We start from the raw sequence: 11,361 nt of genomic DNA, 5'->3' as shown, positions 1-11,361 counted from the left end.
GCCTTTGCGGGTCCTGAGGCCTTCTTCGGGGGTGGGTGTGGTGCCCCATCCTGCGGGGTGCGTACTGGCGCTAGTGGTGGCCTCCGGCGTCGGGGACTGGGCGGCTTTGCATGACACTGCACGACCCTGGGTGGCACTGCACGACCTTGGTGCGCACTGCACGACCCCGGGGTGGTCGTGCAACGTACACCAAGGTCGTGGAACGCGGCCCGAGGTCGTGCAAGACACGGGGCGGGTAAGCGGTCCGGGCGCCGGATGCGTGTGCCGTGCCTTGTCCCGGCTCTGTCCCGGGGTGGATCTAGTGGCGTGGTGGCAGTTGCGGGGTTGTCGGCGCGAATGTGTGTGCGGTTGGTGCGTGTCGCGGTGTTCTAGCTGGTTGCTCCGGCCCGGCCTTTGCGGGTCCTTAGGCCCTCTTCTGGGGATGGGTGTTGTACCACCGCCTGGGGCCGGTGCGGGCGGCGGTTTTGGGGTCCTGCTCGGCGGTGGTGCGCTGGTTCAGTCAGGACCGGTACTGGGTGGTGTGGTCGTTCGGGGTTGCTGGCCAGCCGGTGGCCTGGTCAGCGGTGGAGACCAATAGCTCGGCCATTAGCTCGGCCATGGTGCGGTTGGCGGCGTCCAGGCGGCGCAGCTTCAGCGCGGCCTGCAGCAGCATCGTCGACTCTCCAGCATCGAGCTCGCTGTCGGGCTGGTCCAGGAGAGCGGCGAGCTCGTCGACGTGCGTCGGCACGGGCGCGGCCTCGTCTCGGTGCACGGTCGGCACGATGATCGGGTAGGCGAGCACTTCGAGGAGGGCCGCGGCGATCTGGGCGACATCGCCGGGGCGCGCGTCACGGTTGTCGTCCCAGGCGGTGGCGTCGAGCGTGGCCACGACGCGGCGCATCGTCGGTGACGCACTCCGAGTCATGACAGCAGGGGCAGTGGTGGGTGCCATTTCATCCTCCAAAGCGTGGTCGGCTGTGACAAGGTCAATCATGACCCCATCACAGCCGACCCGCGACTGCCCCTGTGGATAACGCACCCAGCTAGGCCCCGTCACAAGGTTGTGGACCGGCGAGCCGCCTGCTCGCGCGCGGCAGGCGGCACATTCGACTCCCCGGTGCTGCCTGCAGCCACACGGGCGGTCGCCTCACCACTAGAGGCGAGTGTCACCATCGAGCGGATCCGGTCGGCGTCGTACCCCTGTGCCTTCGCCTGTTCGGCGGCCAGTTGCGGGCGACTGGTTGCTCACCTGGGCAACGAGAGTGTCGCCGGCGACTAGTGACGTGAGCGCCCTGTCTAGTCCAGGTCTAGTCCAGGCCGGACGGTGAGAGCATCCGATGCGATGTCAGTGCGGCTCACCTGTGTGCCGGCGGCGGTGAGGGCGCCGACCGGGAGACCCGAGCGTGACCCCACTGACCAGACCTACAACCAGGTTCAGGCCAGTCTGCGGGCCCCCGCCCGGAGAGCCATCCTGATCATCGTCAACCTGAACAACTACCGCCACTGATGAGAAAGGCTCACTGCATCGTTGAGGTAGTGTCCCGCCATGACGGACTCGCCTTCCTCCCTAGCTGAATCCCCGGTTGCCGCCGCCACCGCCGCGCCCGGTCCCCAGTCGGCCACCGGTGCGGACTCAGCCAGTTCCCGCATTGAGAACGCCGGCCTGGACGTGATCGCCGAGTCCGAGCGCAAGGGCCGCCCCCGCGACCTGTTTATGCCCTGGTTCGCCGCCAATATCTCGGTGCTCGGACTGTCCTGGGGCGCCTGGGTGCTCGGCTTCGGCCTGTCCTTCGCCCAGGCCGTAGTCGCCGGCGTAGTCGGCGTAGTCGTCTCCTTCCTGCTTTGCGGCTTCATCGCCGTGCTCGGCAAGCGCGGCAGCGCCCCCACCCTGGCCCTGTCACGCGCCGCCTTCGGCTACCACGGCAACCGGCTGTCCGCCGCCATCTCCTGGATCCTCACCGTCGGCTGGGAGACAGTGCTGTGCGTGTCCGCGTCCCTCGCCTCCGCCACGGTGCTGCAGGCCCTGGGCTGGCACAACGATCTCGGCGCCCAGATCGTCGGCTTCCTGCTGACCGTGGGACTCGCGGCCAGCGCCGGCATCCTCGGCTTCGACACCATCATGCGGGTGCAGACATGGATCACCTGGGCCACGGGCATACTCACCATGGTCTACCTGCTACTGGTCTCCCCGCAGATCGACTTCTCCGCGCTGGCGGCGCTACCCGCCGGCTCGGCGGCCGCCTTCATCGGTGCCCTGGTCATGGTCGCCACCGGATTCGGCCTGGGCTGGGTCAACGCCGCCGCGGACTACTCCCGCTACCTGCCGCGCAGCGCCTCCACCGGCGGCGTGATCGCGTGGACCACCATCGGCTCCTCCCTGCCAGTCGTCGTCCTCGTCGTCGCCGGCATCATGCTGGTCGGCTCCGACCCCGAGCTCGGCACCGCCATTGACGCCGACCCCATCGGCGCCCTCACCACCATCCTGCCCACCTGGTTCCTGGTCCCCTTCGCCGTCGTGGCGATCCTGGGGCTCGCCGGCGGAATCATCATGGACCTGTACTCCTCGGGGCTGTCCCTCCTGGCCACCGGCGTGCCCGTGAAGCGGCACCAGGCGACCGCCATCGATGCGACCATCATGACGGTGGGCACCATCGCCGTGATCTTCGGGGCGGAGGACTTCCTTGGGCCCTTCCAGGGTTTCCTGACCACCCTGGGCGTGGTGATCGCCGCCTGGGCGGGTGTCATGCTTGCCGAGGTGCGCCTGCGCCGCCGCGACTACGACGAGGCCGCCCTGTTCACCCCCGACGGCGTCTACGGCTCGGTCAACCTGGAGGCTATCGCGCTGGTCGTCCTCGGCTCCGGGGTCGGCTGGGGCCTGGTGGTCAACTCCGCCGCCTCTTGGTTGAGCTGGCAGGGCTACCTGCTTGGGCCCCTGGGTGGCCGCGACGGCGCCTGGGCCGGTGCGAACCTGGGCGTTCTTGTGGCACTGCTGATCGGTCTGCTCGGGCACCTGCTCCTCGGCAGGCGCCGCGTGCAAGCCCAGGAGCAGGCGGGGGAGCAGGCATGAGTACCGTCGGCCCCCTCCCGCAGTCCCCCCTAGGGCCCGACGGCGTTCCCGCCGAGTTGCTTGCCGCCCTCACCGAGTCCGGGGGCGGCATCGGCCCGGGCCCCGCCCTGGAGGCCGCCCACCAGATCGCCCGGCGCACCGGATCCGCCCACCACGACGTGCTGGTCGTACTCGGCTCGGGCGCCGACGGCGCCCTGGACGGCTGGGGCGCGCCGGCGGCATCACTGCCGCTTTCCGATCTGCCCGGGATCACCGCCCCCGTCGCACCCGGGCATGTCGATCGGCTCGACTCCTATGAGCTGCCACTTCCACTGACTCCGGTCTATGCGGACGGTCCCGCCCCGGCGGCCGCGACCTCGTCCGGGAGCAGGCGCGTCCTAGTGGCCCACGGACGCACCCACCTGTATGAGGGACGTGGACCCGGCGCCGTCGTCGCCCTGGCGCGGGCTGCGGCCGCCACGGGCGTGCGCGCCGCCGTCCTGATCAACGCCAACGGCTGCCTGCGGGACTGGGAGATCGGAGACGTCATGACGATCACCGATCACCTCAACCTGTCCGGCGCCTCACCCTTCGACGGCACCGTGTTCGTCGACCAGCGTGAGCTGTGGGATCCGCAGCTGACTGCCACCGTGCGCGCACACACCCAGCGCGCCGGCGTGTACGCCATGGTGCGTGGACCGGAGTACCAGACCCAGGCCGAATCCCGCATGCTGGCAGCCCTCGGAGCCGATTGCGTGGGCATGTCCACCATTCTGGAGGCCATCGCCCTGCGTCAGCTGGGCGTGCGCGTGGTGGGGATGAGCGTCGTATCCGACCTGTCATTCGCTGCGGCACCGACCGACCCGGATGAGGTGGTACGCCAGGTGGCCGCCGCTCATCAAACGCTTGCCGCCGGTGCCGCGGAGGTCTTGAGGGCGCTGTGAGCAGTCGGGCGGGCGTCCTGCCCCGGCACCGCAGGTCCGGACATAGGACACCCGTCCCCGCCCGCGCGCGTCAGCATCCGGCTAGCCTTGGACCATGGCACCTGAGAACTCCGCCGCGACGACGCGCACCGAATCAGACTCCATGGGCACCGTAGAGGTCGCCTCCGACCGCTACTGGGGGGCCCAGACCGAACGCTCCCTGCACAACTTCGACATCGGCCGCGAGACCTTCGTGCTCACCCGCCCCCTCATCCGGGCCCTGGGCGTGCTCAAGAAGTCCGCCGCCCTGGCCAACGCCGAGCTGGGCGAGCTGCCCCGGGAGATCGCCGATCTGATCGCTCAGGCCGGAGACGAGGTCATCTCCGGTGAGCTCGACTCGCACTTCCCGCTCGTAGTGTTCCAGACCGGCTCGGGAACCCAGTCCAACATGAACGCCAACGAGGTCATCTCCAACCGCGCCATTGAGCTGGCCGGCGGCCAGATGGGCTCCAAGACCCCGGTCCACCCCAATGACCACGTCAACCGGGGCCAGTCCTCCAATGACACCTTCCCCACCGCCATGCACATTGCCGTCGTCTCCGAGCTGGCGGCCATGTACCCGCGCGTGCAGCAGCTGCGAGACACCCTGGACGCCAAGGCCAAGGAGTTCGACGACGTCGTCATGGTCGGCCGCACCCACCTGCAGGACGCCACCCCCATCCGCCTGGGCCAGGTCATCTCCGGCTGGGTCGCCCAGATCGACTTCGCGCTGGACGGTATCCGCTACGCCGACTCCCGCGCCCGTGAACTCGCCATCGGCGGTACCGCCGTCGGCACCGGCCTGAACGCCCACCCGAAGTTCGGGGAACTGACCGCCAAGAAGATCAGCGAGGAGACCGGCATCGAGTTCAAGCAGGCCGACAACCTCTTCGCCGCGCTCGGCGCCCACGACGCGCTCGTACTGGTCTCCGGCGCGCTGCGGGTGCTGGCCGACGCCCTGATGAAGATCGCCAACGACGTGCGCTGGTACGCCTCCGGCCCTCGCAACGGCATCGGCGAACTGATCATCCCCGAGAACGAGCCCGGCTCCTCCATCATGCCCGGCAAGGTCAACCCCACCCAGTGCGAGGCCATGACCATGGTCGCCACCAAGGTCTTCGGCAACGACGCTACCGTCGGCTTCGCCGGCAGCCAGGGCAACTTCCAGCTCAACGTGTTCAAGCCCGTCATGGCCTGGTGCGTGCTGGAGTCCATCCAACTGCTGGGTGACACCTGCGTGTCCTTCGATGAGAACTGCGCCTACGGCATCGAGCCCAACCGCGAGAAGATCCAGGCCAACCTGGAATCCAACCTTATGCAGGTCACCGCGCTCAACCGCCACATCGGCTACGACAAGGCCTCCAAGATCGCCAAGAACGCCCACAAGAAGGGGCTGTCCCTGCGCGAGTCCGCCCTCGAGCTGGGCTTCGTCACCGAGGCCGAGTTCGACGCTTGGGTGGTCCCGGCCGACATGACCCACCCGTCCGCCGCGGACGAGTGAGCTGGGCGGCCAGTCCTTCCTGAACGCATTTTGCATCACGGGCATCGTCCCCCGGCGGAACCTGACGTGCCGCCGGGGGACGATGTCGCATTCCCGTGGCCTGGGCGGGCGGCATGGGCCCGCTTCGGGAGGACGCAGCATGAGCGGTGTATTGGCTCCGCGGCGGCTAACCATGGCAGGCTTCGGCCATGACGCGCGCGAGTATCGTGGGCCTGGTTGTGGAGGCGCTGCTGATAGCGCTCGGCCTGGTGGCCATCGTCGGGGGCGACACCGAGCCGGCGGCGTACTGTTCGGCAGCCTGGGTGCTCTTGGCCCTGATCTACGTTGCCACCCTGCTGTGGGCTGCCTGGCGCCGTCGGGTGCTGCCAGACGACCGTGAGATTCGGGAGCCCGCACTCAGGCTGCATCGTCGGCTGGTTGCGCTTCTGGGCTCCGCGCCGGTCGTTGCGGCGCTTATGGGTCTGATCAATGCGCTGGCGGGAGCGAACATCCCCCAGGAGCTGGTCGACCAGCTGTCCGGCGTGTACGGCGCCGCGCAGACGGCATCCCTGATCAGAGTGATTCAGGCAGTCGCCATCGTGATGACAATCCTGATGGCGGTGCTCGGCTGGGCTCTGCTGCACCTGGGGTACGCACGCCATTACGAGCGCCTGGACCATCTGTACGGGCCGTCCCTCAGGTTCCCCGGCACGACGGACCCGGACCTGACCGACTACGTGTACTTCTCCCTGACCGTGGGCACCACCTTCGCCACCTCTGATGTCATGGTGGTTTCTCGGCGCCTGCGCTGGACGGTGCTCGTGCACTCCGTCCTCGCCTTCTTCTACAACGCGATCGTCTTGGCAATCGCATTCCGATTGATTACCAGCTGACCACGGACCGTCGCCGGGCGGGACAGTCCAGGGGCAGGCCGGTGTGCGCCGCACTCAGGCCCAGGGCATCCCGACCAGCTTGCCGGTGTACGCCCCGGACGCCATGTCCCGCTGCGCCTGAACCACGTCCTCCAACGGGTAGGTGTGCACCGGCAGGAAGTCCAGGGCGCCCGTCTCAATCCGGTCCAGCACCCGCTGCAGCTCCGCCTCCGGCAGGTCGGAGGCCTGGCCGGAGTAGGTGGTCAGCCGCACCCCGTTCGGGATCCAGTCCAGCGGGTAGAAGTCCTTGATGGTCCACGAGTCCGACAGCATCCCGGTGAAGCACACGGTGCCGTGCACGGCGGTCGCCAGCAGCGAGTCGCGCAGCGTCGGCACACCCACCAGCTCCAGCACCGCGTCCACCCCCGCGGGCGCGTACCGGCGCACCTGCTCGGCCACGGCGCCGTCGTCGCGCAGTGCCGTCACGCCCCGGGAGGCGAGCAGCTCCAGTCCGGCCTCCCGGCGGGAAGTGGCGTAGACCGTGCAGCCCATGTCAAGCGCCAGCGCCGCTGTGGCCAGACCCAGCGCCGACGTGCCGCCGCGCACCAGCAGGCTCTGGCCGGGCTGCAGACTCAGCCCGGTGGTCAGGGAGCCGTAGGCGGTCTGCAGCGTCTCGGGCACCGAGCCGATCACCTCCCACGGCAGGCCGGAGTGAAAGGTGATGACCTGCTCGCGCGGCACCACCACGTACTGGGCGTAACCACCGTCGAAGGCGCGCCCCATGCCGCCCATCATGGTGACCGCCTGAGTTCCGGGAGCCAGCCGTCCCTCGGGATCCAGGTCCACGACGCCGGATGCCTCGATCCCCAGCACGCGCGGATAGCTCATGCCGCCGGCCTGCCCGGTCACCGAGTGGTACTCGCTGCGGTTCAGGCCGAAGGCCATGACCTTCAGTCGGACCCAGCCGGGGCGCGGCTGCGGGACGGGCACGTCCATCACGTGCAGATTCTCAATACCGGGGGCGGCCAGCACGGCGGCGCGCATGCTTGCGGGCGTAGTGGGGAGGGTACTCATCAGGTGGGACTCCTATGCGTTTGGGGAATCGAGAGCGGATGGAGCAGTGGATGGCGTGGGCACGTCGGCCTGCCCAGAGGCGGCGGAGGCCGCAGCAACGCCGAGCGTCCGCCGCAGCCAGTCGACCTCCGCGCGGCGCGACGCCGCCGCGATCCGGGTCATGCCGCGCCGGTACGGGTCGGTCTCGGCGGCCGCGCGGCGGGGGTCGCCGTCGTCGTAGAAGAAGGCCGGCGCCGGTGCGGCCAGAACCTCCAGGCGACGGCGCAGAACGGCCTCACGCTCCGCGCTGTCGGGCAGGCGGGACAGGAAGGCGAGGACTACCAGGAACCGTGGCATGGATGACAGGTCCGCCTCGCTCGGGTGCCGCAGCAACTCATGCAGGCGCTCACGACCCGCAGCGGTGATTTCAATCCGCTTGCGAGGACGGCCGCGGGCCCCGGGCTCGTTGGTGCGGATGAGCAGGCCCGCCTTCTCCAGCCGCGCCAGGGCGGGGTAGAGGGCCCCCTCTGACAGGCGTCCCCCCGGCCCGTCCAGCTCAATAATCCGCCGCCGCAGCTCGTAGCCGTGTAGCGGGTGCTCATCAAGGAACCCTAGGATCTTGAGCTCAAGCACGGCCAATACACTACATCGAATCGACATATCCGCAAAGCGTTGTTACGGTAGGGCGACGTCGCCGCTCGGCGGAGGAGAGGAGACAGTCGTATGGGACTGGGAACCGGGACTCGGATCACCGGTGCGTCCGCGCCTGCCACCGCAGGTTCCAGGCCGGCCATGACAGGGGCCAGCACCATCGAGTTCTCCGATGTCACCAAGCGTTACCCGGCACCCGCGGGCAGTGAGCCCGCTGGCCGACGGGCCGCCGTCGACTCCTTCTCCGCCGTCCTGCCCGCCGGCTCCATCACCGTCCTGCTCGGCTCCTCGGGCTGTGGTAAGACCACGCTGCTGCGCATGGTCAATCGCATGGTAGAGCCGACCGAAGGCCGGATTCTGCTCGACGGTGAGGACGTCCAGGACGGCAGCCCGGTGGCCCTGCGCCGGTCCATCGGCTACGTCATGCAGAACGCGGGGCTGCTGCCACACAGGCGGGTGCTGGACAACATCACCCTGGTGCCGCGCCTGAACGGCACCGGCAAGTCCTCGGCCCGGGCGCGCGCCCTGGAACTTATGGGCATGCTGGGGCTGGCGGAGGACCTGGCTGACCGCTACCCGGGCCAGCTCTCGGGTGGGCAGGCCCAGCGCGTCGGCGTGGCCCGCGCGCTCGCAGCCGACCCCGGCGTGCTTCTGATGGATGAGCCCTTCGGTGCGGTGGACCCCCTCGTGCGCCGCGACCTGCAGCGGGAGTTACTGCGCATTCAGGGTGAGCTCGCCAAGACCATCATCTTCGTCACCCACGACGTTGACGAGGCCCTGATGCTCGGCGACGAGATCATCCTCCTGCGCGAGGGCGCTCAGATCGCGCAGCGCGGCACCGGTGCGCAGCTGCTCTGCGATCCGGCCGACGACTTCGTCGCCCGCTTCCTCGGTCTCGACGACGCCGAGCGCGCCCTGCGCCTGGCCGACGTCGCCGGCAGCCGGGTGGTCCTGGACCGGGCCGGCCGGGCGATAGGGCGGATCGACGCGGACGCGGGAGCGCGCCCGTGACCTGGTTCCTGAACAATCTCCCGGCGATCGGCTCCTACCTGATCGCACACGTGAGTCAGGCGGTGCCCGCGATCGTGGCGACCCTGGTGCTCGCCATTCCGATCGCCCGCCTGACCCAGCGGCTCGGGCCGCTGCGCGGCATCCTCGTCTCGGGCGCCTCCCTGCTGTACGCCATCCCCTCCCTGGCACTGTTCGTGATCCTGCCGGTCGTGCTCGGCACCGGCATCCGCGACACTGTCAACGTTATCGTCGCACTGACCCTCTACGGCCTGGCCCTGCTGGTACCCATCACCGTGGACGCGCTTGACGCCGTCGACCAGCGCGTGCTCGACGCCGCCACCGCCATGGGCATGGGGGCGCTGCGCCGCTTCGCCACCGTGGAGCTGCCCCTGGCGGGCCCGGCAATCCTTGCCGGCCTGCGCGTCGTCACCGTCTCCACGGTCTCGCTGACCACGGTCGGGGCGGTGCTGGGCGTGCGCAGCCTGGGCTGGCTGTTCACCGACGGCTTTCAGCGCGGCATCACCGTGGAGATCCTCACCGGGATCGCCGCCACCGCCCTGCTCGCGGTCGCACTCGACGCCCTGGTGGTGCTGGGCGGGTGGGTGCTGCTGCCGTGGACGCGCCGCGCCCGCACGCGTGAGGGGGCTCCGGCGTGAACTACCTCGGTGAGGCGATCGCCTACATTTTCGCCGCCGCCAACTGGTCCGGTTCGCTCGGCATCGGGCGGCTGCTGGCGCAGCACATCGGCTACTCGGTGCTCGGGGTGGCCGTCGCCGCCGCCATCGGGGTGCCGTTGGGCTGGTGGATCGGACACACCGGGCGGGGGCGGGGCGCGGCCATCGCACTGGCCGGCGCCGTGCGGGCCCTGCCCACCCTCGGCCTGATCACCCTGTTCGGGCTCGCCCTCGGCGTGGGACTGACAGCGCCCATGCTCGCCTTCATCGTCCTGGCGCTGCCCAGCGTGCTGGCCGGTGCCTACACCGGCATTGAGTCCGCGGATCCCGTCGCCGTCGACGGCGCCCGCGCCAGCGGCATGACCGAGGTCCAGATACTCAGCCGTGTGGAGATCCCGCTGGGCGCTCCGCTGCTTGTGGGCGGCCTACGCTCGGCCACCCTGCAGGTGATCGCGACGGCGACGCTCGCTGCCTACACCGGCGCCGGCGGGCTTGGGCGGCTGATGTTCCTCGGCCTCAAGACCCAGGACTACGGCATGATGCTCGCCGCCTCGCTCATGGTCATCGCCCTGGCTCTGCTATCCGAACTCCTCTTCATTCTCCTCCAGCGCGCCGTCACCCCGGTCGGTGCACGCAACCGAAAGGAATCCCCATGAGTCCCAATGCTGATAAGCGCACGGTGCTCACGCGTCGCAGCGCCTTGGCTGGCGGTGGCCTGCTGGCCGTGGTCGCCACGCTAGCCGCCTGCTCTAACTCCGACCCGCTGTCCTCCAACACGGTCGCGGGCGGCTCCGGGACCATCGTGGTGGGCAGCCAGCAGTACTACTCCAATGAGATCATTGCCGAGCTGTATGCCCAGGCGCTCGAGCAGGCCGGCTTCACCGTCGACCGCCAGTATCAGATCGGGCAGCGCGAGGTTTACATCCCCGAGCTTGAGTCGGGGGCGATCAGCGTACTGCCAGAGTATGGCGGCAATCTGCTGCAGTACTACGACTCCGAGACCGACGCCACGGACTCTGATTCCGTCCACGCCGCCCTGTCGGACGTGCTCCCGGACTCGTTGATGGTGCTCGACTATGCCGAGGCCACCGACCAGGACTCCTACACGGTAACCAGCGACCTCGCCGAGGAGTACGGTCTGGTCTCCATCGGCGACCTGACCAAGCTCGACGGCACCGTCATGGTGGCGGCGAACTCCGAGTTCAAGACTCGTCCCTACGGCCCGACTGGCATCAAGGCCGTCTACGGGGTGGATGCCGACGTCTACCCCGTGGAGGACTCCGGCGGGTCGCTCACCGTCGGCGCGCTCACGGATGGAACGGTGCAGGCGGCCGACATCTACACCTCCTCGCCCGCCATCGACGCCAACGACCTGGTGGTCCTGGAGGACCCGGAGGCACTGATCCTGCCGCAGAACGTGACCCCGCTGGTCGCCGCCGACCTCGATGAGGGCGCCGTCACCGCGATCAACGCCGTCTCCGCGCTGCTGACCACCGAGGCGCTGCGCGCGCTCAACGCCCGCTCGGTGGACGAGCAGCTCGACTCAGCCACGATCGCCACCGACTGGCTCACCGAGCAGGGCATCCTGTAGGCCTGCTCGCCGCGAAATTGGCTTGAGCCACCAGGCCCGTAC

12 protein-coding genes are annotated in these 11,361 nt (G+C 69.3%); 9 read left to right on the top strand and 3 right to left on the bottom strand.

Annotated elements, in window-relative coordinates:
* Nucleotides 1–499 precede the first annotated feature (499 nt).
* Nucleotides 500–931: a hypothetical protein gene (locus tag GZ998_RS07060; protein ID WP_219109442.1), complete on the bottom strand. Its 432-nt coding sequence runs from the start codon at nt 929–931 to the stop codon at nt 500–502.
* A 372-nt stretch (nt 932–1,303) separates the two neighbouring features.
* Here GZ998_RS07060 and GZ998_RS07055 point away from each other — a divergent pair, with 372 nt between their 5' ends.
* The 5 genes from GZ998_RS07055 (at nt 1,304) to GZ998_RS07035 (ending at nt 6,360) form a co-directional block, all read left to right on the top strand.
* Nucleotides 1,304–1,486: a hypothetical protein gene (locus GZ998_RS07055; protein ID WP_219109441.1), complete on the top strand. Its 183-nt coding sequence runs from the start codon at nt 1,304–1,306 to the stop codon at nt 1,484–1,486.
* Nucleotides 1,487–1,525: 39 nt separating this feature from the next.
* A complete protein-coding gene (locus GZ998_RS07050) occupies nt 1,526–3,046 on the top strand; it encodes a cytosine permease (protein ID WP_219109440.1) in 1,521 nt (506 codons plus the stop codon).
* Entirely contained in the window at nt 3,043–3,969 is a 927-nt protein-coding gene (locus GZ998_RS07045) for a purine-nucleoside phosphorylase (protein WP_219109439.1), read from the top strand. The genes GZ998_RS07050 and GZ998_RS07045 overlap by 4 nt, the downstream gene beginning before the upstream one ends.
* 94 nt (nt 3,970–4,063) lie before the next feature.
* Nucleotides 4,064–5,488 carry a class II fumarate hydratase gene (gene fumC, locus GZ998_RS07040; RefSeq protein WP_219109438.1) on the top strand — a complete coding sequence of 475 codons (1,425 nt, stop codon included), beginning with the start codon at nt 4,064–4,066 and terminating at the stop codon, nt 5,486–5,488.
* Nucleotides 5,489–5,676: 188 nt separating this feature from the next.
* Nucleotides 5,677–6,360 carry a DUF1345 domain-containing protein gene (locus GZ998_RS07035; RefSeq protein ID WP_203234231.1) on the top strand — a complete coding sequence of 228 codons (684 nt, stop codon included), beginning with the start codon at nt 5,677–5,679 and terminating at the stop codon, nt 6,358–6,360.
* Between the two features lie 54 nt (nt 6,361–6,414).
* On the opposite strand, the gene GZ998_RS07030 is transcribed toward GZ998_RS07035, so the two are convergent.
* The gene (locus GZ998_RS07030; protein ID WP_161923881.1) at nt 6,415–7,413 is read right to left on the bottom strand and encodes a zinc-binding dehydrogenase; all 999 of its coding nucleotides are present in this window, start codon (nt 7,411–7,413) and stop codon (nt 6,415–6,417) included.
* 12 nt (nt 7,414–7,425) lie between these two features.
* Nucleotides 7,426–8,025, bottom strand: coding sequence for a PadR family transcriptional regulator (locus tag GZ998_RS07025; RefSeq protein WP_162679973.1), 600 nt, complete (start codon nt 8,023–8,025; stop codon nt 7,426–7,428).
* A 159-nt stretch (nt 8,026–8,184) separates the two neighbouring features.
* Between GZ998_RS07025 and GZ998_RS07020 the strand changes: the two genes are divergently transcribed.
* The 4 genes from GZ998_RS07020 to GZ998_RS07005 are packed head-to-tail and all read left to right on the top strand — an operon-like array spanning nt 8,185 to nt 11,319.
* The gene (locus GZ998_RS07020) at nt 8,185–9,054 is read left to right on the top strand and encodes an ABC transporter ATP-binding protein (protein WP_161923883.1); all 870 of its coding nucleotides are present in this window, start codon (nt 8,185–8,187) and stop codon (nt 9,052–9,054) included.
* Nucleotides 9,051–9,710 (top strand): ABC transporter permease, encoded by a 660-nt coding sequence (locus tag GZ998_RS07015; RefSeq protein ID WP_219109437.1) that lies wholly within the window; start codon nt 9,051–9,053, stop codon nt 9,708–9,710. Before GZ998_RS07020 ends, GZ998_RS07015 begins: the two co-directional genes overlap by 4 nt.
* A complete protein-coding gene (locus GZ998_RS07010) occupies nt 9,707–10,384 on the top strand; it encodes an ABC transporter permease (protein ID WP_162679971.1) in 678 nt (225 codons plus the stop codon). The genes GZ998_RS07015 and GZ998_RS07010 overlap by 4 nt, the downstream gene beginning before the upstream one ends.
* Nucleotides 10,381–11,319, top strand: a complete 939-nt coding sequence (locus GZ998_RS07005; RefSeq protein ID WP_219109436.1) for an ABC transporter substrate-binding protein — start codon at nt 10,381–10,383, stop codon at nt 11,317–11,319. The genes GZ998_RS07010 and GZ998_RS07005 overlap by 4 nt, the downstream gene beginning before the upstream one ends.
* Nucleotides 11,320–11,361 lie beyond the last annotated feature (42 nt).

The organism is Actinomyces sp. 594 (assembly GCF_019325145.1).
GTDB lineage: Bacteria > Actinomycetota > Actinomycetes > Actinomycetales > Actinomycetaceae > Actinomyces.
The sequence above is the reverse complement of the archived record's forward strand: the minus strand, read 5'-3'. Positions and strand labels throughout refer to the sequence as shown.

Excerpts from the sequence above, each read along its gene's own strand:
- GZ998_RS07060 (WP_219109442.1), bottom strand. The coding sequence starts at position 931 with ATGGCACCCACCACTGCCCCTGCTGTCATGACTCGGAGTGCGTCACCG.
- GZ998_RS07050 (WP_219109440.1), top strand. The coding sequence starts at position 1,526 with ATGACGGACTCGCCTTCCTCCCTAGCTGAATCCCCGGTTGCCGCCGCC.
- GZ998_RS07045 (WP_219109439.1), top strand. The coding sequence starts at position 3,043 with ATGAGTACCGTCGGCCCCCTCCCGCAGTCCCCCCTAGGGCCCGACGGC.
- fumC (WP_219109438.1), top strand. The coding sequence starts at position 4,064 with ATGGCACCTGAGAACTCCGCCGCGACGACGCGCACCGAATCAGACTCC.
- GZ998_RS07035 (WP_203234231.1), top strand. The coding sequence starts at position 5,677 with ATGACGCGCGCGAGTATCGTGGGCCTGGTTGTGGAGGCGCTGCTGATA.
- GZ998_RS07030 (WP_161923881.1), bottom strand. The coding sequence starts at position 7,413 with ATGAGTACCCTCCCCACTACGCCCGCAAGCATGCGCGCCGCCGTGCTG.
- GZ998_RS07020 (WP_161923883.1), top strand. The coding sequence starts at position 8,185 with ATGACAGGGGCCAGCACCATCGAGTTCTCCGATGTCACCAAGCGTTAC.
- GZ998_RS07005 (WP_219109436.1), top strand. The coding sequence starts at position 10,381 with ATGAGTCCCAATGCTGATAAGCGCACGGTGCTCACGCGTCGCAGCGCC.